20 protein-coding genes are annotated in these 25,028 nt (G+C 56.7%); 7 read left to right on the plus strand and 13 right to left on the minus strand.

Features of this window, described 5'->3' with window-relative positions:
* Positions 1-193: 193 nt before the first annotated feature.
* The gene (locus NW842_RS11620; RefSeq protein ID WP_414375103.1) at positions 194-892 is read left to right on the plus strand and encodes a pirin family protein; all 699 of its coding nucleotides are present in this window, start codon (positions 194-196) and stop codon (positions 890-892) included.
* Positions 893-1,123: 231 nt separating this feature from the next.
* Here NW842_RS11620 and tsaE read toward each other — a convergent pair whose 3' ends face one another.
* Both tsaE and lgt read right to left on the minus strand, forming a co-directional pair.
* The gene (gene tsaE / locus NW842_RS11625; protein WP_414356889.1) at positions 1,124-1,762 is read right to left on the minus strand and encodes a tRNA (adenosine(37)-N6)-threonylcarbamoyltransferase complex ATPase subunit type 1 TsaE; all 639 of its coding nucleotides are present in this window, start codon (positions 1,760-1,762) and stop codon (positions 1,124-1,126) included.
* A gap of 3 nt (positions 1,763-1,765) precedes the next feature.
* The gene (gene lgt / locus NW842_RS11630; protein ID WP_414418075.1) at positions 1,766-2,590 is read right to left on the minus strand and encodes a prolipoprotein diacylglyceryl transferase; all 825 of its coding nucleotides are present in this window, start codon (positions 2,588-2,590) and stop codon (positions 1,766-1,768) included.
* Between the two features lie 191 nt (positions 2,591-2,781).
* Here lgt and recA point away from each other — a divergent pair, with 191 nt between their 5' ends.
* Positions 2,782-3,906: a recombinase RecA gene (recA, locus tag NW842_RS11635; protein ID WP_414351429.1), complete on the plus strand. Its 1,125-nt coding sequence runs from the start codon at positions 2,782-2,784 to the stop codon at positions 3,904-3,906.
* A 16-nt stretch (positions 3,907-3,922) separates the two neighbouring features.
* On the opposite strand, the gene NW842_RS11640 is transcribed toward recA, so the two are convergent.
* Both NW842_RS11640 and NW842_RS11645 read right to left on the minus strand, forming a co-directional pair.
* Positions 3,923-4,759, minus strand: a complete 837-nt coding sequence (locus tag NW842_RS11640; RefSeq protein ID WP_414418076.1) for a TrmH family RNA methyltransferase — start codon at positions 4,757-4,759, stop codon at positions 3,923-3,925.
* A gap of 105 nt (positions 4,760-4,864) precedes the next feature.
* On the minus strand, positions 4,865-6,235 hold the full coding sequence (locus NW842_RS11645; RefSeq protein ID WP_414418083.1) for a 16S rRNA (cytosine(967)-C(5))-methyltransferase: 1,371 nt from the start codon (positions 6,233-6,235) through the stop codon (positions 4,865-4,867).
* Positions 6,236-6,383: 148 nt separating this feature from the next.
* Here NW842_RS11645 and hisA point away from each other — a divergent pair, with 148 nt between their 5' ends.
* Entirely contained in the window at positions 6,384-7,148 is a 765-nt protein-coding gene (hisA, locus tag NW842_RS11650; RefSeq protein WP_414418084.1) for a 1-(5-phosphoribosyl)-5-[(5-phosphoribosylamino)methylideneamino]imidazole-4-carboxamide isomerase, read from the plus strand.
* Positions 7,149-7,281: 133 nt separating this feature from the next.
* Positions 7,282-8,472 (plus strand): M20 metallopeptidase family protein, encoded by a 1,191-nt coding sequence (locus NW842_RS11655; RefSeq protein WP_414418077.1) that lies wholly within the window; start codon positions 7,282-7,284, stop codon positions 8,470-8,472.
* Positions 8,473-8,485: 13 nt separating this feature from the next.
* Here NW842_RS11655 and NW842_RS11660 read toward each other — a convergent pair whose 3' ends face one another.
* The 7 genes from NW842_RS11660 to NW842_RS11690 all read right to left on the minus strand — a co-directional run bounded on the left by NW842_RS11660 (position 8,486) and on the right by NW842_RS11690 (position 18,618).
* Positions 8,486-9,055, minus strand: coding sequence for a hypothetical protein (locus tag NW842_RS11660; protein WP_414418078.1), 570 nt, complete (start codon positions 9,053-9,055; stop codon positions 8,486-8,488).
* 124 nt (positions 9,056-9,179) lie between these two features.
* Positions 9,180-10,886, minus strand: a complete 1,707-nt coding sequence (locus NW842_RS11665; RefSeq protein WP_414375099.1) for an ATP-binding protein — start codon at positions 10,884-10,886, stop codon at positions 9,180-9,182.
* A complete protein-coding gene (locus NW842_RS11670) occupies positions 10,886-11,479 on the minus strand; it encodes a hypothetical protein (RefSeq protein ID WP_011433556.1) in 594 nt (197 codons plus the stop codon). The genes NW842_RS11665 and NW842_RS11670 overlap by 1 nt, the downstream gene beginning before the upstream one ends.
* Complete coding sequence (locus NW842_RS11675) at positions 11,476-12,669, minus strand: DNA double-strand break repair nuclease NurA (protein ID WP_414375095.1); 1,194 nt, start codon at positions 12,667-12,669, stop codon at positions 11,476-11,478. Before NW842_RS11675 ends, NW842_RS11670 begins: the two co-directional genes overlap by 4 nt.
* Positions 12,659-16,249 (minus strand): AAA family ATPase, encoded by a 3,591-nt coding sequence (locus NW842_RS11680; protein ID WP_414375093.1) that lies wholly within the window; start codon positions 16,247-16,249, stop codon positions 12,659-12,661. The genes NW842_RS11675 and NW842_RS11680 overlap by 11 nt, the downstream gene beginning before the upstream one ends.
* 2 nt (positions 16,250-16,251) lie before the next feature.
* Positions 16,252-17,544, minus strand: coding sequence for a metallophosphoesterase family protein (locus tag NW842_RS11685; RefSeq protein WP_414416579.1), 1,293 nt, complete (start codon positions 17,542-17,544; stop codon positions 16,252-16,254).
* Between the two features lie 180 nt (positions 17,545-17,724).
* Complete coding sequence (locus NW842_RS11690) at positions 17,725-18,618, minus strand: bestrophin family protein (RefSeq protein ID WP_414375091.1); 894 nt, start codon at positions 18,616-18,618, stop codon at positions 17,725-17,727.
* A gap of 183 nt (positions 18,619-18,801) precedes the next feature.
* On the opposite strand from NW842_RS11690, the gene NW842_RS11695 reads away from it, so the two are divergent.
* Positions 18,802-19,347 carry a helix-turn-helix domain-containing protein gene (locus NW842_RS11695; protein WP_414418079.1) on the plus strand — a complete coding sequence of 182 codons (546 nt, stop codon included), beginning with the start codon at positions 18,802-18,804 and terminating at the stop codon, positions 19,345-19,347.
* 8 nt (positions 19,348-19,355) lie between these two features.
* Here NW842_RS11695 and NW842_RS11700 read toward each other — a convergent pair whose 3' ends face one another.
* Positions 19,356-20,192, minus strand: a complete 837-nt coding sequence (locus tag NW842_RS11700; RefSeq protein WP_414418080.1) for an anti-sigma factor domain-containing protein — start codon at positions 20,190-20,192, stop codon at positions 19,356-19,358.
* Between the two features lie 217 nt (positions 20,193-20,409).
* Positions 20,410-20,655 carry a twin-arginine translocase TatA/TatE family subunit gene (gene tatA / locus NW842_RS11705; RefSeq protein WP_011433563.1) on the minus strand — a complete coding sequence of 82 codons (246 nt, stop codon included), beginning with the start codon at positions 20,653-20,655 and terminating at the stop codon, positions 20,410-20,412.
* Between the two features lie 194 nt (positions 20,656-20,849).
* On the opposite strand from tatA, the gene NW842_RS11710 reads away from it, so the two are divergent.
* Both NW842_RS11710 and glgB read left to right on the plus strand, forming a co-directional pair.
* Positions 20,850-22,325, plus strand: a complete 1,476-nt coding sequence (locus NW842_RS11710) for a dihydrolipoyl dehydrogenase family protein (protein ID WP_414418081.1) — start codon at positions 20,850-20,852, stop codon at positions 22,323-22,325.
* 60 nt (positions 22,326-22,385) lie between these two features.
* Entirely contained in the window at positions 22,386-24,677 is a 2,292-nt protein-coding gene (gene glgB, locus NW842_RS11715; protein ID WP_414418082.1) for a 1,4-alpha-glucan branching protein GlgB, read from the plus strand.
* The last annotated feature ends 351 nt before the right edge of the window (positions 24,678-25,028 follow it).

The raw sequence follows: 25,028 nt of genomic DNA on the forward strand, positions 1-25,028 counted from the left end.
GCTGGGTGGCCTTGTGGCGCTTTACTACCCTATCCCCACCCCCACCACCCCGTCAAGATATCCAACCCAAAATTTTTGGCAAGTTTTTGGCGAGAATAGCAGGGAAAAGAAGAAATAAAACTGTTTGAATATTGACATTCTGACTGCAGAGTTAATAAGATGGTTGCGAGGGTCAGGTTTTGGAGAAACTGTGATGCTGACTTTGCGCAAGCGGGAAGAGAGGGGTCATGTCAAGCTCAGTTGGCTTGATACTTACCACTCATTTTCTTTCGGGGAGTACTACGACCCTCGCTACATGGGTTTCCGCGCTTTGCGGGTGATTAACGATGACCGAATCCGCCCGAGTGCTGGCTTTCCGACCCATGGGCACCGGGATATGGAGATCGTTACTTATGTTTTGGAAGGGATCCTTGAGCACAAAGACAGCTTGGGCACGGGATCTGTGATTCGTCCTGGCGAAATTCAACGGATGACAGCGGGCACAGGGATCCAGCACAGCGAGTACAATCACTCGGCGGATGAGGAGGTTCATCTGCTGCAAATTTGGATTTTGCCGGAGCAGGAAAACCTAGATCCCAGTTATGAACAAAAAGCGACGGGTTTAGCAGAGCATCCCAATGAGTTTTGTTTAATTGCCTCTCGGGATGGACGCCAGGGATCCGTAATTGTGCATCAGGATGTGAATCTCTACGCGGGGTTGATTGAGCCGGGACACACCATCTGCCAATATTTGGATGAGAAGCGCTACGGATGGCTGCAGGTGGCTCGCGGCAATGTGACCCTAAATGGCTTGTTTTTGCGAGAAGGAGATGGCGTGGCCATTGCTGAGGAAAGCGAGCTCAACCTTTTCAGTGAGAAAGGTGCTGAGGTGCTGCTGTTTGATTTGGCCTGAGGATGACTTTTGGCTAAGTTCTGGCCGTTTGCCTCAAGTTCATAGTCGTTTCAGGCTGGGGTGAGACGTCCGGGCTACTGAGAGAAGCCTTCTGACCTGTGCATTATTGCTCCGCAACGCTAACGCGAAGGCGCGACCGACGCTTCGGGTGTGGGCGCAGTGTCTTAGTTCGAATCGAGGTGGCCATAGGTCTTTTGGGATCCCAACTTTTTCTGCTGCTTTCAAGTCCTTTCAGGGGGAGAAGTGGATCCTTTTTTCTTCAGGGTCTTGCTGAGTGAACTGAGAAAGAACTTGCTGCCAAAGTTGAGCAGTCTGGGATCCCTTTCCTTTGGCGTACAGGAGGCGGGCTCCTTCCTGTTGGGGATGTGGCTGTAGGCACAGCCAGAGGTAGGTCGCAGGCAGATGGCGGAGGTACTGGGGCCACTCAATAGCGGTGATCCCACCTTGGCTCCAAAGTTCTTCTAGCCCTAGGTCTTCTAGGAGTGTGGATTCTTTCCCACCGGCGCGAGCGGCAGAAGAGGTCTCTAGGCGGTAGAGATCGCAATGGAAAAGAGGGATCCGTCCGGTGTGGTATTCCTGCACCAGCACGAAGGTGGGGCTGTCGATGGGTTCAGGGATCCCCAAGCCCTGCCCTAGTCCCTGCACAAAGGTGGTTTTGCCGCTGCCCAGATTACCTTCGAGAAGAATGACCAAGCCGGAAGTGGAGCCGAGGCTGCGGCTGGGAGGGGGAGATTTTTGTTGACCTGAAGGGGCGAGGAAGCCAAGGGCGGCTTGAGCTACGAGGGCCCCTAGTGATTGGGTAGCAGCGGCGGATGGCAGCAGCAGAGGGGAGGTTTGCTGCCAGAGCTCTTCATTCTGTTCGCTGGCCATGGCTTACAACTCCTTTGGGGCGGGGATCCCAGGCGAGGAAGTTGCCTCGTTTGGGTGAACAGAAACGCGTTTGGGAGCTGTCAAGATTGCGGCCAGGCATGCTCCAATGAGCAACAGGCTCACCCCCTGCGCCACCCGCAGGGATCCCAGCATGAGGCTATCGGTGCGCAGGCCTTCGATCCAGAAGCGCCCCAGGCTGTACCCCACCAGGTAGAGGCCCAAGAGGGTGCCGGGGGGAAGCTGGCGCCGGTAGCTTAAAAAGAGCAGGAGCCCGAAGAGACCAAAGTTCCAGAGGGATTCGTACAAAAAAGTAGGATGGACGCGCGATCCATCAGGCAGCTGCAGTTGTACCCACAGAGGGCTATCCGGAGGCAACACCTTTCCGTAGGCTTCGTTGTTGAAGAAGTTGCCCCAACGTCCGATCCCCTGACCAAGGCTGAGGGAGGGAACAAGGCAATCGGCTAGCAACCAAAAACTCAGCCGGTGCCGCCGGGCGAACAGGTAAAGCGCCGCACTGCCGCCGATCAAGGCACCGTGAATGGCAATGCCCCCCTGCCAGAGGGCCAAGACCTGCCACCAAGGGCCATCTCGATAGCGCTCCCACTCAAAGGCCACATAGTACAGGCGAGCAAGGGGCAGGGATCCAACCACCAACCACACCAGCAGATCAGGCATGGAACTGGGGGGAAGGCCACGCCGAGCTGCCAGATGGCGAGCCAGGAGCAAGCCCAACACCATTGCCAGGCCGATCAATAAGCCATACCAGCGCAGGCTGAGCGGCCCCCAACTAAACACAACCGGGCCGGGGGATTGTAAGACCAAAGTCATGACCGTGGGGACATTCCTGAGCAGATCCCTTTAGCCCACTCTACCCGCTCTGCAAGGCTATGCAGAAGACCTGCCCTCACCCCCAGCCCCTCTCCCAGAGGGAGAGGGGAGAGGGATCCGCTCAGAGCAAGGCGACAATGTTAGAATGCAGGCTCGATTTTCCACCACGACTCCTGGGGGGGATGCGGGTTATGGCCCGGAAAGCCGCTGCTGTGAACACTGCTGATGACTCGGACAAATTGAAGTCAGAAAAACGCAAAGCCCTGGAGCAGGTGTTAAGCCAGATCGAGCGGAATTTCGGCAAAGGGGCAATCATGCGCCTGGGAGATGCCACCCAGATGCGGGTGGAGACCATACCCAGTGGGGCCATCACCCTCGACTTGGCCTTGGGCGGAGGTTACCCAAAAGGGCGGATTATCGAAGTCTTTGGGCCGGAATCTTCTGGGAAAACTTCAATTGCCCTACATGCCATCGCCGAAGTGCAAAAACAAGGGGGAACGGCAGCTTTTGTGGATGCGGAACATGCGCTGGATCCCACTTACGCAGCAGCTTTGGGGGTTGATATTCAAAACCTGTTGATCTCCCAGCCGGACACGGGGGAGGCCGCCCTGGAGATTGTCGATCAGTTGGTGCGCTCGGCAGCTGTGGATATCGTGGTGGTGGACTCGGTAGCAGCGTTGGTGCCCCGGGCTGAGATCGAAGGGGATATGGGAGATGCCCATGTGGGATTGCAGGCGCGCCTGATGAGCCAAGCGCTGCGCAAGATTGCCGGGAACGTCAGCAAAACCGGCTCCATTGTTCTTTTCTTAAACCAATTGCGCTCCAAAATTGGCGGCATAGGCTATGGCCCCCAGGAGACCACCACCGGCGGCAATGCCCTTAAGTTTTATGCGTCGGTGCGGCTAGATATTCGCCGCGTTCAAACCCTGAAAAAAGGCGCTGAAGAATACGGGATCCGAGCGCGGGTCAAGGTGGTGAAAAACAAAGTTGCTCCCCCTTTCCGGCGAGCAGAGTTTGACATCATCTTTGGCCAGGGCATCTCCAACATCGGCTGCATCATCGATCTGGCAGATGAGATGGGCATTCTGAAGCGGCGCGGCTCTTGGTACAGCTACAAGGAGGAAAATGTTGCCCAAGGAAGGGACAATCTGGTTGTCTACTTGAAGGAAAACCCAGAGCTCCTAGCGGAGGTGGAAGCGGCTGTGCGGGAGAAACTTTCTGCGGGGGTGACGGTTTCCGCCAGCCGGCCGGCAGCGATGGAGGAGGGAGAGCAGGAAGAGAATGAGGATGCGGTCTTTGTAGAGGAAGAGTTCTGAGGGAGCAGCTAGCTGTTCAGGGAGCGCTTCCTGAGCGAGATCGCCGCTGGCGCAGGGCCTCGTAGAGCAACAACCCCCCCGTCATAGCGACGTTCAGAGATTCGACACCCTCGGCCATCGGGATCCGCACCTGGGCATCGGCCTGTTGGATAGTCGCTTCCCTCAGGCCAGCCCCTTCGTTGCCCAGGAGAAAAAGGGTAGGGCAGGTGAGATCTTGATCCCAGTAGCAGTTTGCTGTGGGGGAGAGGGTAGCAGCCAAGACTTGGATCCCGTGGCAACGGCAGCTCTGGATCCAGGCGGCTAGGTCGGGCACGACTTGGGGCGGACGGCGAAACCAGTGGCCGGCTGAGGCCCGCAAGACTTTGGGGTTTTCGGGATCGACGCTGTCTGCGCTTAGCCAAAGGCCGTCGGCTCCTGCGGCGGCCACGACTCGGATTAGGGATCCCAAATTGCCTGGATCTTGCAGCGTTTCCACCACAAGGCCCAAACGTAACTTGGACAGGGGGGGAGAGGAAATCTGCCAACTGACGGCCACGGCCACAGCTCCTTCGGGAGACTCGGTGGTACAGAGCGCTGCCATGACTTCTGAGCTGACGGCCTGCCGCCGTAGACTCTTGGGCAGATTGGCCAGCAATTGTGGGTAACGCTCAGCCCACTCAAGCGTGTAGCAGAGAGCCTGCAGGGGCCAGCCGACCCGCAGGGCTTCTTCGATGAGATGGGATCCCTCTACCAAAAAGGCGCCCTGTTCTCGCCGACCTTGGCTGCGGTGCAACTGCCGCAACTTTCGGATCCAGGGGTTTTTCGGGCTGGTCAGCAGTAAGGACTCCGTCCCGCTAACGCGATCAGAAACCATGGGGCAACAGTCAGTCTCTTGCTTGGAGATAATCCTTTTCTCCCTCAGGAAAGCTGAGGGTTGATGGCTCGGAGCACCTGGGAAGCACCACGATGGAAGGTTTATTTAACCGTATCGACGCAGCCGCTGGATAAAAAATCCATCCCGATCCTGGCGGTGGGGCCAGATGAGCAGGGGATCCCCTTCAGCAGCCCAATTGGGGTGGCTGTCGAGAAAGGCTTGCATGATCTCCTCGTTTTCGGCAGGATGCAGCGTACAGGTGGCGTACACCAACACTCCGCCCGGCTTCAGCCAACGGGCTGCCACTTGCAGGAGCTGGGCTTGCAGGTGGGCCAACTCTGGGATCCGCTCTGGGGTTTGTCGCCAGCGGGCATCGGCATGGCGGTGCAGGGTTCCCAAGCCGGAGCATGGGGCATCCAGCAAAACCCGGTCGGCGCTGTGCCAGGGGGGCAAGGGGGCAGGGGGTAAGGACTCCGTCCCGCTGACGCGATCGGCAGCAGCGCTCAGCGGCAACAGGTCGATGGCCAGGGAACGAATCGAGGTCAAGCCCAAGCGATGGGCATTTTCCTCTAGGCGCCGCAGACGGTGGGGGTGACGATCCAAAGCCCAAATCTCCCCTCGATCCTGCATGTGTTGGGCTATTTGGGTGGTCTTGCCGCCCGGAGCAGCGCAGCAGTCGATCACCCGCTCTCCCGGCTGGGGATCCAGGCAATGCACCACCTGCTGGGCACTGGCATCTTGAACGCTCCACCAACCCTGGGCAAAGCCGGGCAGGGCCGTGATGTCGCCAGCATGATCCTGAAGTCGCAAGGCACCCGGCACCTCGGAGATGGGGAGGGCAGGGATCCCGGCTGCTGCCAAGGCTTGAATGACTTTATTCACATCTGCCCGCAGTGGGTTGACCCGCAAATCCAGGTGGGGTGGCTGATTAAACCAAGCACACAACTGCTCCGTTTCCACCGGCCCCAGGCGCTCCCACCATAGGCTCACCAACCAGTCGGGAAAGCTGTGCCGGATCCCCAAAGCCTGAATTGGGTCGGCTGGCAGAGTGTCCTCGAGGGGCTTGAGGGGATCCTTCTCTGGCTGATCCAACACTTGCCGCTGGTAGGCGCGCAAAATGCCGTTCACTACCCCTGTCAGGGATCCTAGCCCCATCTGGCGGGCCAATTCCACGCTGGTATGGATGGCAGCACTGGCCGGGATCTGATCCAAAAAAGCCAGTTGGTAGAGGCCGAGATGCAAAATCAGTCGCAAATCGGGGGGCTGCTTGTGGGCAGGACGCTGGGCAAAGCAATCGATCAAGGCATCGAGGGTGCGGCGACGGCGGGTAATGCCATACACCAGCTCGCTGACCAGATGCCGGTCGGCGGGGATCAGGCTGCTGTTGGCCAACAAATGCCCCAGAACCAGGTCGGCATAGGCGTTTTGGCGCTCGATTTTCTGCAGAGCCAACAGAGCCAGTTGGCGCGCGTTCATAGTCATCTCAGGATGTTCTCCCATCGCGTCAGCGGTGTGGAGCACTTTAGGGTCTAGAGATCCAGATCTCCGCTGGAGCAAGGCCGCTCCCAGGCGATACTGGAAAAGCCCCTCAAGGGATCCCATCATGCCTTACTCAACTGCTTTTCTGGAGGTGATCCCCGCCATCGACCTTTTGCAGGGCCGCGCCGTGCGCCTTTACCAGGGGGATTACGCCCAGGCAGAACAGGTAGCCGACGACCCGATCCAACAGGCCGAAGCTTGGGCGGCACAGGGTGCTCCTCGCCTGCATGTGGTGGATTTGGACGGGGCCAAAAGCGGGGATCCAGTCAACCTGCCCATCATTGAGCGCATTGTCCGCAGCCTGGCCATCCCGGTGCAGGTGGGGGGTGGGATCCGATCCCTGGAACGGGCGCGGCAGTTGTTGGATTTGGGGGTGGATCGGGTGATCGTTGGCACCCTGGCCGTGGAGGATCCTGACACCCTGGAGGCGATGACCCAAGCCTTGCCCGGTTGGGTTTGGGTGGGGATCGACGCTCGGCAGGGGCAAGTGGCCACCCGCGGCTGGCTGAGCACCACTTCCCTGCGGGCCACCGAATTGGTGCAACGGGTGGGGGAACAGGGCGTCGCCGGCATCATCTACACCGACATTGGCCGGGATGGCACCCTGGCCGGGCCCAATTTAGAACAGCTGCGCCAGATCCTAGCCGTCTCTCAAGTGCCTGTAATTGCTTCGGGAGGGATCGGCTCGCTGACCGATTTGCTGGCTTTGTTGAGCTTGCCCCGTTTGACAGGGGCCATTTTGGGCAAGGCCCTCTACTCAGGGGCGATCTCCTTGCAGGAAGCTTTGCGAGCAGTGGGGCCGGGCCGTTGGCAGGATCTGCCGCCGGAAACCGGATCCCAGTGGGCCTAGGTATCCATCCAGAGATCGAGCGAAAGACAGCCCTGGCAAAACCTCTGCCATACTGGTGAAATCAACAGGCAACTTCATGCGACAACACCAGCCGCTGGTGAAGGTTTTCCAAGACATTTTTGTTTTTCAGGTCATGTCTGTCCCTGCGCTTCGCCCTGCTGTTCGAGCTTTACAACCCGAGTTGGTGACCTGGCGCCGCCACATCCACAAGTATCCTGAGCTGGGCTTCCAGGAGAAGCAAACCGCCGCCTACATCAGCCAGCGCCTGAAAAGTTGGGGGATCCCGCACCAGACTGGCATTGCCCACACTGGCATTGTAGCCACCATTACAGGAGAAGAGCCGGGGCCGGTTTTGGCGCTGCGGGCCGATATGGATGCCCTGCCCATTCATGAGGCCAATGAAGTCGAGTACCGCTCCGCCATCCCCAACGTCATGCACGCCTGTGGCCACGACGGCCATACGGCCATTGCTATGGGCACCGCCAAGCTGCTGCAACAGCACCGTCAACACCTCAAGGGCACGGTCAAGGTCATTTTTCAACCTGCCGAAGAAGGCCCCGGCGGAGCCAAGCCCATGCTGGAGGCGGGGGTTCTGAAAAACCCGGATGTGGAAGCCATCCTCGGCCTACACCTGTGGAATAATCGCCCTCTGGGCACTATTGGCGTGAAAAGTGGCCCCTCGATGGCCTTTGCCGACCGCTTTCAGATTCAGGTGATCGGGCGAGGCGGACATGCTGCCCTTCCCCAACAAACAGTGGATGCCATTGTGGTGGGATCCCACATTGTCAATGCTTTGCAGACCATTGTCTCCCGCAATGTGGATCCGATGCTGCCGGCGGTGGTGACGGTGGGCCGTTTCCGGGCCGGCGATGCCTTCAACGTTATCGCCCCAAGCGCAGAAATTTGGGGTACTGTGCGCAGTTTTCACCCTGAAGTGGCCGATTTGATCCCAAAGCGCATGGAAGAAATCGTTGCCGGCATTTGCCAAGCCTACGGAGCCACCTATGAGTTTCGATTCGAGCGGGGCTATCCGGCGGTTCAAAACGATCCTGCTATGGCAGCTCTGGTGGAACAGTCTGCCCGCGAGGTGTTTGGCCCAGAGGCGAGGATCATCCCAGAAATGACCATGGGCGGAGAGGATGTCTCGTTTTTCCTGAATGAGGTGCCTGGCTGCTACTTTTTCCTGGGATCCGCCAACCCCGAAAGGGGCCTGAACTACCCTCACCACCACCCCCGCTTCGACTTCGATGAGGCTGCCCTTGGCATTGGGGTAGAGCTGTTCCTGCGCTGCATTGAGAACTACACCGGGCAAGCCTTGAGTTAGCGGGAAACCTCGGCTAGGGCCTGAGCAAGTCAGCGGATCCGCTGCCGGGAAGCAGCAAGGGCTTCATAGGTTCTGGGGTGGGACGGGTAGGGGCAGGATCCCCGTCGGTGGGAATGTAGAGGGGTTTGGGGTCGGGATCCCCACCGAAGGCCAGCACAAGGGCTTCCAGCAGGGCCTGTCGCTGTTGCCGGTTCAGGGATTGTACAACGGCTTTGTCTTGGGCGTAGGGGTTGACCGTGAGGCGGTCGGCACCGGGATACCGTTGGGCGATGATTGGCTCATTGGCATCAAAATAGTCCGCCAGCGTCAGTTGCCAGTCAAAGCGGTCGGTCGGGGAGCGACCAGCCACCTGCAGGTGATAGATCATCATTCGCCGCACCAAAGTATCCTCTTCGGGTGCGGGGCCGCCATCGTTGGGGTTAATAGGGGTGTAGGTGTTTTCCAGGGGCAGATCCGGCAGAGCTTCGTATACCTGCCGCGCTGCTTGGGGAATCAGCCGCAACTGGGCATAGGCAGGCCCGGATCCCAGTAGAACTGCAACGGCAATGCCCAGCAAACCTGGCAAAAGGGCTTGTTTCCTCATCCTGCTCGCCCCAAAACTTGTTTCTGTGAAATGAATTGTATTGCAATCAAGCAGTGGTTTCGGATTGTAGATTTGGCAGATTCAGCGATTGAGATCAGGCCACAGTTGGAGTTTTGGGCCATTGCTAATCAATGCTGAGTCCGTCCACTACCTGAGGTTGAGGACGCGGTTTGAGAGGGGCTGACTGAGCCAAGCGATCCCGCTGGTGGTGTTCTTGAGAATGCCTTTGCCAGAGGCCAAGAATATCCAACGTTTCGCCGCCATGCTGCGTGTAGCGCTGCCGCACTTTGCACAGTACAGGGGTATTGACGCACACCCCGGAGATGATCACCTGACCTTTGCTCAAGGCGGGCAATTCTTGTAACAGATCCCGTCCGGCAGCCTCGACACTGTGGCGCAAATTTTCCTGATCGGCAGGGTTGACAATTCGCATCAAAAATTGGCTCATGCATTGAGACAGAATATCCGAGTCCAACTTGCCAGGGCGTTGCGTGATCAGCCCTACTCCCAGTCCAAACTTACGTCCTTCGCTGAGAATGGTGCGCAGCACCTGTTTGCAACGGGAAGGCTCGTGGGCAGGGGCAAACCGATGGGCCTCTTCCAGCAAAATAAAGACGGGATAAGGCAAGTAATTTTCGTCCCCCGGCTGGATCTTGCCTTTGTGGGTATTGATCCGAGCATAGTTGGCCTGGCGCAAGATGGCAGCAGCGATCACCTGCTGTTCTTCTTGGCTGATCTCATGCATTTGCAGGATGGTTACCTGCCCCGGCTCAAACAAGTCTTTGGGAGCTAGGTGTTGCAAATTGTCGAAATAGGGAGAACGGTCGATCTGTTCTAATTTCCACTCCAAGGCGGCGGCTGAGGATCCTTGGGATCCATCCTCTGCGGAATCAGCCTCGTTTACGGCATCGATTAAGTCCTGAATCGTCCAGCGGATCGGGTTAAATTGAGTTGTTTTGCGAAAGGCTTTCTCCAGAAAAGATTTCTGTCGGTCAGTGGTCTCTGGCAGCAGGGTCAGAATATCAAAGAAGTTAAGAGAAGATACACGAATCTTAATTTCCTGCGGTGAAAGAACCTTGACTTTGGGTCGGTAGCCATCTTCCCCAAAAAACTTGGGGTGGGACTGCATTTCTGCCAGCGTGTGGTATTCCCCGTGGGGATCGAAAATGAGGACGGCAGCTCGGTTTTTGGGCAAAAGCAGCTCTTCAATCAAAACCCCTGCTGTATAAGATTTGCCGGATCCTGTCCCCGCCAAAATGGCCAGATGGGTGCTGACCATTTCCTTGACGTCCAGTACTACGGGCACTGCTCCCTCATCGCGCAACAACAGGCTGCCCAAGTGAGCACCCCCAATGGCTGTTTCATCTCGTTTGTTCAAAATTGATTTCAGCAGACGATTGGAGGCCAGAAAAACCTTGGCACCGGGATCCGGAGCGCGGCGGGGGTTAATAAAGCCCATCTTCTGATTGAAATAGCCGATGACCTCGACGGTAACCGCATAGATTTCCGGATTGGGATGGGTGAAGCCCACCAGAGCCACAATGGTGCTGGGATCGATTTCGGTATCGGCAAAGATGCGATCGGGGATGTGATCCAGGAGCTGAACTTGGCTAATTTTACCCAAGATTTGCAGGGTTTGCGATTGGGGATCCTGGACTTTGTAGTAGACGAAATCGCCCACCTTTACCGCTTGGGTATTGGAAGTGATGAAAACATATTGGTTAGAGGTTTCTCCAGGCCCTTTGACGGTGCCAATTACCTCTGGAGAGTCCTCAGTTGGAGAGAGGGTGGTTTCTGGATGGTGGCCATTATCGGTGATTTTTTGGGGCATCAGCGCATCGCTCCTACAGTCATTTTCCAGGCCAGTTCTTTGCTTAAGATTTGCAGGGCTCGCCGTTGAGCTGGATCGGCAAACATCGGCGTAATGTCGTTCAAGACTTGGTAGATCAAATGATTGGCAAAGTTGCCGCCGCTACTCAGCAGCAAACCATAGTAGGAAAATTGGGTTTGACCTTGGGGATCCTGGTGAAAGCGCAGGATCTCTTCCCGGCTCATGCGAAAAACCGGCGTGTTTACAGGCACCACCACGCGTGGGATCCCTTGCCGGCCACAGCGGCGCTCTTCATCCAGAGCCCCGATTAAAACCACCGAGAGCAATGTGCGCACCTCATTCTGCAAATCGGGGGAAAAATAGGGATCCGGCTGGCTGGAAAGGCGCGGCCCAGAATTGAGGAACATCGGATTCAGGAGTTGGGTATTGTAAACCAGACCTACAGCCCAGTGTCGCCGGTCGCTTTCTAGCTTGACAAAGCTGCCGAAGCCATAGTCATCAGGAGCCGGCGGATTTTTGACTTCTAAAGCATCGTCCACCTGCACCACATAATCACAGTGATTGTTGGAGCGAACCACCTTTCCCAATCTCATCGGACTCGTCTCCGTTGTAGTTTACTCACCGTTTTCCGAGATAGCCTCAGGTTCAGCTTCTCGCGAGCGGCCCAATCTTGCATGAGACGCAAGAAAAGGTTGCGATCCTCATTGCGGATAACGGCTATTTGATCGGCTGTCTCCAGCACATAAGGATAACCTCGCCCAATCACCACCTCACAGCGAACCAGATCCACCAACCAGTCCAACAGTCCTGCCTCATAAACCCAAACGGGTATTTCCAGGCGAGCCGGAAAGTTGTCATTGGTGCGCAGGTAAACAAACCCCACTCGCTCCCGCATTTCTTGGTAGGAGTTGAGGATCCCATCTTGGGGGTTGAGGCTGCCGCCGCGGGCACAGATGAAAAAAGGTGTGCGATCCCCCCACTCCAACCAGGGACTAAGCAGTTGCGCATCGTGAAGCTGTGGAGCTTCGGGTAGGTCAAAACAATGCTTCAGCAACGTCACCAGATCGGAAGTGTAGGTGGTGTCTATGTAAGCCACGATAGGGATCCGGCTTTGCTCGCTGGCCCGCAAAAGCTGGAGCAAACACTGCACATAGAAATCTTGGCTTTCTGGCTCGAAGACTTCGGCAAAAGTAGCCACCAGCGCCCCGTCCAAAAAGGCCAATTTTCGGGATCCCGGTTGAGATTTTTGAATGTATTCTACAAGTCTCTCGATTTCCATTTGAAAGCGGCGCATGTTAACCATTCGCTCTTTCGGTTCGCCGCTGCTGTCGGATCCCAGGTCCCTTGGAGTCAATACATCCACTTGGATGTCTTTTTCGTACAAGCCTGTTGCACAATGATGGTTTTCATACCAGCCAATTTGCACCAGCGCCACCGGTATTGACAGATCTTTGCTGGGATAAATCTGGGATCCATCTACGGCAAAGGTAGGAATATTTTCAATGACCGACTTCGCCCAATCGCGGCTTTCTTCGTAATTGGCCCATTCCTGCTCAAAAGGGATCCTCCAATTGGAGTAGCGATCCCACTCTGCAGTAGGCAAAGCGCCTGGGAAAGGGAATGGAGCTGTTTTTTCGGCAATCTCTAGGCTCGACCACTGGCACAAGCTTTCCATGGCCTGCTTATAGTATTCTCTACGCTCCGACAGCCTTTGATCAAAAGTGGCAAAGGCCTCCCGCTTCTGCTGCAGCACCGCCAGGATCCGGTCGGCTCTAAACACCATAGGCGGGATCCCTCCTCACCCAACTGGAGCGCCTTTCCACCCGAATAACATTTTCCGTCATTTGCTCAAAGGTATCGTCGTGGCTGATAACAAATAGCTGCTCAAAAGATCGCAGGTTGGTGATGGCCTCTGCCAGCCGCTGTCGCCGTTGGGCATCCATATTGGTGGTGGGCTCATCGAAAAAGGCAATATTTAGTTGTCCCAACACCTTGAGTAAAGCCAAGCGCACTGCCAAGGCCGCCGACATTTGCTCTCCCCCGGAAAGGCTGGCAAACCGCCGTTTAGGGCTGCCGGCTTCTTGAACGCGGATCTCATAATCGGCTTCCCAGGTCAGGGTGACGTTGGGACGGTTGAGAATTTCTCGGAAGAGGTGATCGGCAGTATGGTTGATCTGCTGCAGGTAGTATTGGGTAATTTGAGGGCCGGCTTTTCTATAGGTATCTCGGCTAAACTTGATAAAGCGGTGTAGGCGTTCTTTCTCAGTTTTTTCTGCCTCGACTTGCTTTAAGCTGGCCTTGGTCTGTTCCAATTGCCGCAACTTTTCCTCAATTTTGCTCAGTTGAGGAGCTAGGCTCTCCAGTCGGGCCTGGGCTTCGGCTTTTTGAATTTCGGTGGCCTGCAGAAGGGATCGAAGATGCTCATGCTCCTGCGGTCGATACAGAGCAGCTAAGGGATCCCGTGCTGCGCGAAGTTGGGAAAGCTGAGTTTGCAGTTGCTGCCGCTGGGCGTTTAGCTCGGCCAGTTCCTGTTCCCGTTGGGGAAGCAATTGGGCAATGGGTTCTGCCTGCAGATAGCGCTCGTGATCTAAACGGTATCGTTCGCGTTCTTCCTGCAGGGATTCCAGCTCTCGATCCAGATGCTCCGTTTGGCATAGGGCCTCCTCGATAGGGTTGAGTGCGGCCTGTAAATCCTGAAGCTGCTGCAGGCAGTCGGCCTGCATTTGTAAATACTGCTTTTCCTGTTTTAGCTCTGCTTTGAGCCGTTCGGCTTGACTTCTGGGATCCCCCAGAGATTTTAAGGTTTTGGCGGCTTTTTCAATTTGGGCTTGCAGGTCATCTTTGGATCCCTCTGTTTGTTCCCAGCGGTCGATCTGGGCTTGTTTTTCTTGCTTGGCTTTTTGGATTTGATCTAGGGCCAACTGGGCCGCTTGGAGTTCATCTTGCCGTCGGGGCAAACTTTGGGCAAGAGGCTGCATGCGGATAAAGGTCTCGTAGTTGTTGCGGTGCCGGCCTTGTTCTTCCCGCAAAGCTGCAATTCTTTCATCCAGATCTGAAAGCGGTTGCAGCTGCTCTTCTAGGGCTTGTATCTGCTGTTGGAGTTGCTGAACATGGGCCGCTATTTGTTGATATTCTTGCTCAACCCTAGACTTGCGGCTGAGATCTCTTTCCAAGCGCTGGATTTGCCCTCTGGGATCCCCCAGTTCTTGCAGCGCCTGGCCAATTTCCTGTTGTTGCCGAAGGAAGGTGGGCTCAGCCTCAAGATCCCAGTGAAGATCATCAATTCTGCTTTGTCGTTCGGCTTGCAACTGCAGCAGTTGCTGAATTTGGGCTTGTAAATCGGGTATTTGTGCGGTTAGGCCGAGCAAGGGTTGCAAAGTCCTGAGTTGTTTTTGGATGTTGGACAACTGCTGACGAAGTTGGGGCTCGGAAGTTTGGGGAGCCAGATCCTGCAAAATCTGATGGATGGACTGGAGCAACTGTTGGCTGAGTGCTGAAGATTGGGCAAGCACCTCCCGGATCCGCTGCCACAGAGGTTGAAGCTGGGGATAGTTGGGTTGCTGGGCTTCCAACTCGCTCAGAAGCTGTCGGGTGCTGTGATGGTGTTGGGCCAACTGCTCCGAGCCCTGCTCAAAAAGGGCTTGTAGCTCCTGTTGAAATTGACGAGCTGCGGCAATGCGGCTGAGCTGAGTTTGCAATCGCTCCTGTTGAGTTTCGAGTGCAGGAATGGCGGCTACCCGCTCCAAATCCGCCTGCCGTTGTCTCAGTTGGAGCTGCAGTTGTTGCAATTGGACTTGGCCTTGTTCCTGCTCTGTTTCCCGTTGTTTGAGCTCAAGACGCAGGGCCTGAAAGGAAGCTAACTTCTGGCCCAGTTGGGAGTGGCGCTGCTCTAAGAAAGCCTGCTGTTCACACAGGGGTTGCAGCTCAAGTTTTTCCGCCTCCATTTTTTGGAAGATCTGGAGTTGTTGCTGATATTCGGATCCCTGCAGCTCCAATCGATGCAGTTGATGTTGCAAAGTTTCCCGTTGAGCCAGTAAAGTTTGTCGGGTTCGCCGCAGCGCTTCCTGCTCTGCAATGAGGGTTTCCAACTGCAAATAGCGGTTGTAGGCTGATTGATGCTGCCGACATATGGCCTGGGCCTGTTCAGCTTCTTGCACTCGGCTTTGTAGCAGTTGACAGCGCTCGGCGTGGGCTGTCCATTCTGCCTGGATCTGTTCCCATTCGCGGTGCAGGTGTAGCAACGTGTTGAGCTGTTGAGTCCAATAGGTCTGCTGACGCTCTAGCTCCTCTTGGGCCTGAATTTGCGGGGTTAGCTCCTCTAGCTCCTGCTTCCAGCGCTGCTGTTGGCTTAACTTTTCTTGAAGTCTTGCCAATTGGTTTTCGATATGCTGCTTTTGCGAGAGCAAAGCATCCCGCTGTTTCAGCCACTCCAAGCGTTGCTGTTGCTGTTTTTCCAGCTCCCGCAAGCGAGCTTCTGTGGCCAAAAAATGCTGAGATCCCTCCCAGTATTGCTGTTGCTGCGCTTGAGCTTGCCTGGCCTCTGCCCATAACTTTTCTGCCTGCTCAAGAGATACCTGAAGCAGGGATCCCTTTTGCTCCAGTTGGGCAATCTGGTGATCTAAAGTTTGGATTTGCTCAAGCCATTTCTCCAGTCGCTCGATCTCAAGCTTAACCTGATCCAGAGTGTGGATCGATTGACTCAAGCGCTCTTGCCAATAACTCAGTTCTTGTTGGATTTTCTGCCGCTCCGCTTGCAGCGGATCCCACTCCTGTAGCTGTTGATGGAGCAATTCAATTTGATGATGAATGGCCTGAATCTGCGCCTCGCTGTATTTTTCGACCGCCAACAGGTCTTTGGCTACCTGCTGGTACTCTTCCACCTTTAAGATGCGATCGAAAACTTCTTTGCGATCTCGACCGGTTTTGAGAAAGTCTGCCGTGAAAGTCCCTTGGGGCACCCCAATCGTTGTGGCAAAGAGCCGCGCCAGGTCGGTACCGGCAGGTACGCCCAAATGTTGCCTCAGCCACGGCAGCACATCGGACTTGCGCTCATACTCTAGGCGCTGCTTCAGCTGGGGATCAAAGAGACGATATCCCTGCGTGACGCTGCGGCGAACATCGTAGGTGCGCTGATCCCATTGGGAGATAAATTGCACAGTCACCACTGCGTCGTTGGCCCCGGAGCGAATGATTTCTTCTTGGCTGTAGGGGCAGTAGTCGAACAAAACCCAGGCAATGGCTTCCAAAATGCTGGTCTTGCCCGCTCCGTTTTCTCCGCAAATGGCGTTAATACCTGGCTCAAACGTGAAGACGGCATCCTCATGAGATTTGAAGTTTTGTAAAGCGAGAGAGAGGATCCGCATAATCAGTCTTCTGCTCCCCATTCGCGACAGCGATGCGGAGCATCAAAAGCTCCCCTTAGGTGAGCATACACTTCAGATTCTCCTTGCCCATCCAAAACCTTTTCTTTAAGATCCAGAAGCAGCCGCGCTAGCTCTTCACTGCGTTTGCGGTAGTGGGCATGGCTGCTCAGCAGATCCCTGTAGATTTTCTCTTCGATTTGTAGCCTCTGCCCCTCTTCTTCCAAGGAAAGGGCAGCCGACCCGAGCTCTAAAGTATTGGCCTCAAAACGAAACAGAACCAGCAAGGCGCCGGTAAGCTGCTGAATTTGACACTGTAGGGCGCGGCTATCCAGCTCATGCTTGGCGAACCCCACCTGTCCCACCAGCCGCAACTCCACCATCGGCTCCATCTCACTTTCCTGAAAACGGGATCCCTTAGCCAAGGCAATGGCTGCTGCGGCAATCTGTTCGGGGGTTTCTCTGCCCTTGGCCTCCAGATAGAGCCGGCGGCGGGGCCGCTGATGGTAATCCTGCACCAACTCCGCTTGGGGTGGGCCATCTCCCCAGCGGACGCGATAGGCCCCCCGTTGGAAGTCCCATTCGGCAGTGCTGTTGGCCTCCAGGGATCCCGGGTTGAAGATCCACCCCCCCTCGGAATAGCTTTTGTGAATGTGTCCCAAGGCCAGGTAGCCCACTCCCGCCTCCCGCAAGGGCAACAGATCCCGGTAGCGCAAAGCGCCTTGGTAACGGGCAATTTGGCCTTCTAGACCGTGGTGGAACATCAACACCACCCGTTCTGGGCCGGGGGGCAACCGTCGAATGGCCGCCGCCAACTGCTCAATCGACCGAGGGGCTGCCGATCCGTACCACTGGGATCCAATCACCCGCACCCCACAGGGCAGGTCTAGGTAGCCTCCCCGCCGGCCTGACCAGGGACGCAGCTCCAGTCCTTCTTCCCCTTCCTCAGGCTCCAGCAATATCAGCTCCCCGTGATCGGCCAAGTACCTCAGCCAACTGGTTTTCACGCCATAGGGGCGATTGTCGTGGTTGCCCTCAATGGCCAACACCGGGATCCCGGCCTGTTGCAGCTCCCGCAAGACGATCTGGGCTTGGTTGAGAACGCCGGGCTGAATCTGCCGATGCTCGAACAGATCCCCGGCAATGAGCACAAAGTCCACCGGATCTTGGATGGCATAGCGCCGGACAACATCCCGAAAAGCCAAAAAGAAATCCTTGCTCCGCTCCGGGCTGTCGTAGCGGTCATAGCCCAGATGCACATCGGCCAGGTGTAAAAATGTGCAGGTTGAGCAGGCCATCCCCAGAGCACCTCGGCAAATTGTCCACAGTTTAGCAAACCCATCTTGTTCCCTACCCAAGATATAGGGATCCCTTCCTCTCGATTATCGGGTTCGCCCCGGCTATCTCCACTAGGGGTAGGTGCCGGCTGAGGATCTGAAATGGGCAGCTGCCCTGCCATCCAGAACGGCGAGAGTTCCCTAAGTGGAATTGATCAAATCCGCAATATTGTGCTTCATCTTGTTGCAAATGTTATCGAGGGGCAGATCATTGGGATCCCGGCCGAAGGGGTTTTCAATTTCGATGCCGATCTCTTCAACGCCAAACAACATAAAGCTCAGCCATCCCACAATGGGGCTGGTCATCCAACCCAAGCCCTCCACCATTTGAAACGGTAAAGACAAACAGTAAAGCAACAGCAACTGCTTCAAGTGCAGGGCATAAGCCATGGGCATTGGGGTCATGAGAATGCGCTCACAGGCCCCCAGCGCATCCACCATGCTGTTGAGCCGCTCCACCATGATCGTGAGCTGGTAGACCTCAACGCGGCCCTTTTGGTATTGGCGCTGCAGATAATCTCCAATCCAAAAGGCAATTTGCAAAGGGGGATGGTTGAGGCTTTGGAGACGTTGCAACTGCTCCGGGCTGAGCAGGGGCCGAATCTCATCCAGCAGAGGTTCCTGGCGCAGGTGCTGCTTCATGGCCATGGCAAAGGCGGGCAATAGATATAGAGTTTGGATCTTCTCTTCCCGGTCGTCGGGTTGCTTTTCTTCAATGGCTACCCAAATCAGGCGGGCCAAATTGCGCACGTCATTCACCACGGCTCCCCAAGCTTTCCGCCCCTCCCAAAACCGTTCGTAGGCGGTGTTTGTCCGAAACACCAGCATCAAACCCAAAACGATGTTGGGCACAAACGCCACCAAGGACGACAGCGCCAGGGGCAGCCCCAGCTTATACAGAACCGAAACCAGCACCCCGGCCAAGCCGCAGATAAAGGCGCGGGGAAGCACTGCCGGTACAACCGATCCTTGCAACTGCAGGGCCAGGCGAAACCAACGCAGCCCCTCTCCTGCAAGATACTTGCGAAGAACCATAGTGCAGCGTCGGCAAGCTTGCCCTCTAATCCTACAGCCTGCCGCCCAAGAGGGGATCCCTTGCCCGACTATCCTGAAAAGCGACGAGGGTAGCCTGTTAGAGATTTTTCAGTTCGAGATTCTGTAAACGTCAAGAGGTGCCCAGGCAAACTTCACGAACAACTTCCAAAACCCCAAGTTACTGTGGTAGACTCTCCGCCAGGCAACGAATTCAACGCCGTTCTGCGACGCCCCAACATGGCTGGAGTCCTCAAGCTCGACATTCAGGAATCGGCTGAAGAGCTCAAATCTCTACTTGGCAAGCAGTCCACACCGACCGGCAAGGAGCGGGTTCAAGCTCTTTACCTGCTCAAGATTGGGAAAGTCAAGACGATGACAGGCTTGGCTGAAATTCTGGGGCGGGACATCTCAACGATTTTTCGATGGTTTCAACGCTACAAGGCCAAGGGGCTAGAGGGCATGTTGACGGTGCCCCGCAACCAAGGGCGCAAACCCCTCATCCCCAAGCCGGTTTTGGAAATCCTCAAGCAGGAGCTGCATCAGCCTGGCCGATTCCGTACCTACAGCGACATTCGCGAATGGCTGCGGGAAACGCACGGTGTGGATGCCTCCTATAAGGTCGTTCACGAAACGGTTCGCTACCGTCTTAAGGTGCGCTTGCGGGGATCCCATGCTAAGCGGCGCAAGAGCGGGGGACAAACTCCCCAGCCATCCCCCCATCTCTCTTGATCTCTTGATCAGGGCTGGGCAGCAGGGATCCAGAAACTGCTCTGCAGCAGAGGCGGGCCTGTGGGGGATTCGCTCCCTCCTGCCGGTTCGAGGGTGATGAGGAGGCGGGTCGGCTGCTCAGAATGGAGGGGTTGACTGAGCCATTGCAGGGATCCTTCCGCGTTGACGGCAAAAGTGCCGGCGTTTTCCAGCAGTCGTCCCCCTCCCTGGATCTCCGACTCCAGCCACAGTTGATAGGTGCTCCCTGGGGGGGCGGGAGCCATCTCCGAGGCCAAGAGCAGCACCTGCTTGGCATGGGGCGACCAGAGGGCTTGCACCAACAGGGGAGTGCTGAAGCTGGGATCCCGCAGCAGGGTTCGCTGCACCTGCGGTTGTCGTTGCCACTCTTGGTAGAGCCGTTGAACTGCCACCGACTCTCCCTCGATGGGGGATCCCCACTGCCAGCGCAGCCGCCAGTAGGCCGCTGTTATGGCCAGCGCGTAGATCCCCAATACCGCCAGGCTGCCCCAGAGAAGACGTTGCGGCCACAGGGGAGCCGAAGTTTGAATGGAGAGGGGGGCAGGTAGCCAAGCCCAACGCCGCAGCCGTTCCCTAGCCTGAAAGGCTGTCAACTCGTAGAGCCACAGAGCCACTGAGCGATCCCGCTGCAGGTCAAAGGCATTGGCGTGTTTCCAGCAGAACTCGAACACCTGCCGCACCACCTCTTCCGCCTGGTGAGGTTGCTTGAGAATGGCCAAGGCAATATCCAGCAGGCGCTTCCGATAGCGATCCTTGAGCAAAAAGTGGCTGCGGCGATCCCGCAGTTGGATCTGGCGCATTAACTGGAAATCGGTCAGCTCAGCCATACACCTCTGGGGCATCCGATGAGCCTATCCGGGCTGATTTTGGCTCAGCCGGTAGCACTAGGCTGGGGAACTTTCCAGAACTATACACTAGCCCTGGAGCCGGCTCCCTTGCGAGCTGACTTCACCTCCCATCCAAAGCTGGCTTGGATCCCCCCTCTCAACAGTTCCGGCAGCAGGCCCCTTGCAGGAGTTGGGATCCCACCCCTCTCCGCGACCCTCAGGCGGCATCCTTCTCCACCACCTTCTCCACCTTTTCCGTGCCGGCAGGCTCGTCATCGCTGCTGGGGTTGTTCATCTCTTGTTTGAAACTCCGCAACGCTTTGCCAAAGGCGCTGCCCAACTCCGGTAGCTTCTTGGGGCCAAACACGACCACCGCGATCACCCCAATCACGGCCAGCTCTGGCAGGCCCATGCCGAAGATGCTCACGGCCAGGATAGGTTCGCTCGGCAGCAGAATAGTCATAAGTCCCCAAAACCTGAAAAGTAGAACAGACGGATCAACCCAGCTTGCAAGGGATCCATCCGTCCCACTCTAACAAGTTCTTCTCCCATGCAGAAAGGGATCCTTTGGCAAGGACTTCTCCCATCCTGCCCCCGGCCTACTCAAGACATAGGATGGTGCTATCCCTTGCCCGATGTTTTTGTTCAGAACAAGCCATGCCTGTCTCCTACGATATTGTGGTCATTGGCGCTGGTGCGGCGGGTCTGGTGGTGGCCAGCGCTGCGGCCCAACTGAAGGCCAAGGTGCTGCTGGTGGAAGGCAGCGACCGCTTGGGCGGCGATTGCCTCTGGTATGGCTGTGTGCCCAGCAAAGCCCTTCTTCACGTGGCCCATACCGTCCATCGGATTCGCCAGGCCATGGCTGCCGGTTGGGTAACTCTCCCTGGCCCAGCAGGGATCGCGGTGGATTACCTCAAGGTGTACGAACACATTCGCTCTGCCCAGAGCTACATCGCCAACCACGCCGATTCGCCGGATCGCTTCCGCCAACTGGGGGTGGAACTGGTGTTTGCCAAGGGCCACTTTGTGGATGGGCGCACCTTTGAGGTGGCAGGACGGCAGGTACAGGCGCGGGCTTTTGTCATCGCCACCGGATCCCGTCCTTGGGTTCCCCCCTTGCCGGGCTTGGCCGAGGCGGGCTATCTGACCAACGAATCGATCTTTGACTTGACCCGTTTGCCCAAATCGGTGGCGGTGATAGGGGCGGGGCCGGTAGGCTGCGAGTTGAGCCAAGCTCTGGCCCGTCTGGGATCCGAGGTGACCCTCATTGCCAGCCGCGAGCGCATCTTGCCCAAGGAGGATCCCGAAGCCGCCCAGGTGGTGCAGCAACAGTTGACCCAAGATGGGATCCGCATCCTCACCCGGGTACGCGCCACAGCAGTTGGCCAAGAGCAAGGGGCAAAGCTGCTTTCCCTAAAGGCCAACCCTGGAGCAGGCACCGCCGCTGCAGGTGATCAAGTGATCCGTGCAGAAGAGATTTTGGTGGCCGCCGGTCGGATCCCGAACGTGGAAGGGCTGGGTCTAGAAGCCGCCGGCGTGCAGTACACCCCCCAAGGGATCCAGGTAAATGCCAAGCTGCAAACCCGCAATCCCCGCATCTACGCCTGTGGGGATGTCATCGGCGGGCCGCAATTTACCCATGTGGCGGCCTACGAAGGGGCAGTGGCCCTGGTCAATGCCCTGTTTTTCCCCCTCAGCCAAGCGCGTTATCGTGTCATTCCTTGGGCCATCTTCACCGAGCCGGAGCTGGCCCGTGTGGGCCTCACCGAAAGCGAAGCCCGGCAGCAATACGGCAAGGATGTGGTGGTGCTCAAACAGGAGTTTGCCGATGTGGATCGGGCCCAGGCAGAAGCCGCCCCCCTGGGCTTTGCCAAATTGATCTGTCGACGCAACGGCCAGATTTTGGGGGCGCACCTGGTGGGATCCCAGGCGGGAGAGCTGATTCATGAAGTGGTTTTGGCCATGAGCCGGCGGCTGCCCGTCTCTGCCCTGACCGGGATCCACATCTACCCCACCCGCTCGGAGGTGAACGCCAAGGCGGCCCTGCAGCACCGCAGGCAACAATTGGCCACCAACCCCCGCCTGCAGAACTTCTTGCAGGGATTCTTTGCCTGGAGGCGGGCCTGGAGCTGACAGCGCAAACTGGGGGTCAGCCACCGCTAGACTAGAATGGTCATTTACTGAGGGTTCCCGATGGGCTTTCTCCTGTCTGCCGAACAAGTGGGTCAGTTTGTTTCCAACCAATGGCAGGATCCCTATGCCGTTTTGGGCCCCCAGCAGATAGAAGAGGCCGGGAAATCCTTTGGGTTGGTGCGCGCCCTTGTGCCCAATGCTCGGCAGGTTTGGCTGGTGGAACGCGCCACTGGACAGGCTTACCCGATGCAGCCGCTGCACCCGGAAACGCTATTCGAGCTGCGCTTTGAGCCGGGAACCCCTCTGCCGGACTATTTTTTGCGGGCCCAACGGGTCTGGGATCCCCAAGGGGAACACTTGGAAGAATGGGAGGATCCCTACCGCTTTCCCTTGGAGAAGGTCAACCACATTGGCGAGCTGGATCGCTACTTGTTCAACGAGGGGAATCACCACCGCATTTACGACAAGCTGGGCGCTCATCCCATCACGGTGGATGGGGTGAAGGGGGTGCATTTCGCCGTCTGGGCTCCCAACGCCCGCAACGTCAGCGTTATCGGCGATTTTAACCACTGGGACGGGCGTCAACACCAGATGAAGCGGCTGGGCGAAAGCGGCATCTGGGCGGTGTTCATCCCCGGCATAGGGCCAGGCGCCATCTACAAGTACGAGGTGAAAACTTCCTGGGGGGATATCTACGAAAAATCGGATCCCTATGGCTTTCAACAGGAGGTGCGCCCCAAAACCGGCTCCATCGTAGCCGACCTCAACACCTACACCTGGCACGACCAAGCCTGGCTGGAAAAACGCGCCGCCACCGATCCCCTGCGCTCGCCGATTTCGGTTTATGAGGTGCATCTGGGATCCTGGATGCACGCCTCGGCTGAAGATCCACCTGCCGAAGGGCAAAGTGTGCTGGTGGACCAAAAGCCCAATACTCGCTTCCTCACCTACCGCGAGCTGGCGGACAAGCTAATCCCCTATGTGAAGGAGCTGGGCTTTACCCACATCGAGCTGTTGCCGGTGGCAGAACACCCCTTCGATGGCTCTTGGGGCTATCAGGTGATCGGCTACTATGCCGTAACATCCCGCTATGGATCCCCGCAAGACTTTATGTATTTTGTCGATCGGGCTCACCAAGCCGGGATCGGCGTGATTGTCGATTGGGTGCCTGGGCATTTCCCCAAAGATGGGCATGGGCTGGCTTTTTTCGACGGTACTCACCTGTACGAGTACGCCGACCCTCGCAAAGGCGAGCACAAAGGTTGGGGCACTTTGGTCTTTAATTATGGCCGCAACGAGGTGCGCAATTATCTGGTGGCCAATGCCCTTTTTTGGTTCGAGAAATACCACATCGATGGGATCCGGGTGGACGCGGTGGCCTCGATGCTTTATCTGGATTATGACCGCAAAGAGTGGATCCCCAATCCCTACGGCGGGCGGGAACACCTCGAAGCCATCGACTTTTTCCGGCAGCTCAATACCCTCATTTTCAAATACAACCCCGGTGCGCTTTCCATTGCCGAAGAATCTACTGCTTGGCCGATGGTAACTTGGCCAACCCATGTGGGTGGGCTGGGCTTCAACTTGAAGTGGAACATGGGTTGGATGCACGACATGTTGGATTATTTCCACATGGATCCCTGGTTCCGCCAGTTCCATCCCCATTTGGTCACCTTCAGCCTCATGTATGCCTTCAGCGAAAATTACATGCTGGCCTTTTCTCATGATGAGGTGGTGCATGGCAAGAGCCACATGTTGGGCAAAATGCCGGGGGATCATTGGCATAAGTTCGCCAGTCTGCGGGCTTTGTATGGCTACATGTTCACCCACCCTGGCAAGAAAACCTTGTTCATGAGCATGGAGTTTGGCCAGTGGAATGAGTGGAACGTTTGGGCAGATCTGGACTGGGGGCTGCTGCAGTATGAACCCCACGCCAAGTTGCGCCACTACGTGGCCAGCCTGAATCACCTGTTGCGCTCTGAGCCTGCCCTGTATACCCAAGACACCAAGCCAGAAGGGTTCCGCTGGATTGACTGCAGCGACCATCGCGGCATTGTTTCCTTCATCCGCTATGGGGAGGATCCCAGTGAGTGGGTGGTGGTGGTTTGTAACTTCACGCCGGTGGTCTGGCCCAATTACCGCATTGGGGTACCGGAACGAGGTTTTTATCGAGAGCTGCTCAACAGCGATGCTGTGGAGTTTTGGGGCAGCGGGGTAGGCAATTTGGGGGGCAAGTGGACAGACGACTGGGCCTACCACAACTTGCCCTACTCCCTCGAGCTCTGCCTGCCGCAACTTTCTACCTTGGTGCTGAAATGGCAGCCGCCGCAGCCGGTCGAGTCCCAGAATTGACACCCTGCTGGCTTCCTTCCGCCGCACTGGGAGGACGGGTCTGGAGACTTCGTTTTTTGGCCATTTGTAGTCCTTTCAAGCTGGATTGAGACAATCCCCAAGCGCTCCATACCGCTTCCGAGATCACCCCCAGTCCTCTTCCCAGAGGGAGAGGGGAGTTGGGAAGCAATGGGATGGAAATGTTTCATTTCGTTTCATTCTTATTTAAAATGACTGTGGGCGTGGGTGCAGTGTTCTAGTTTGAATCGAAATGACCATAAGGCAGACATAACTGAGTGCTACGGGCAGGTTTTTTCTGAGAGGATTTCAGCAATGGCCGCAGCCACCCGCTCTTGTTGACAGGTGGTCAAC

The organism is Synechococcus sp. R55.4 (assembly GCF_047461935.1).
GTDB lineage: Bacteria > Cyanobacteriota > Cyanobacteriia > Thermostichales > Thermostichaceae > Thermostichus.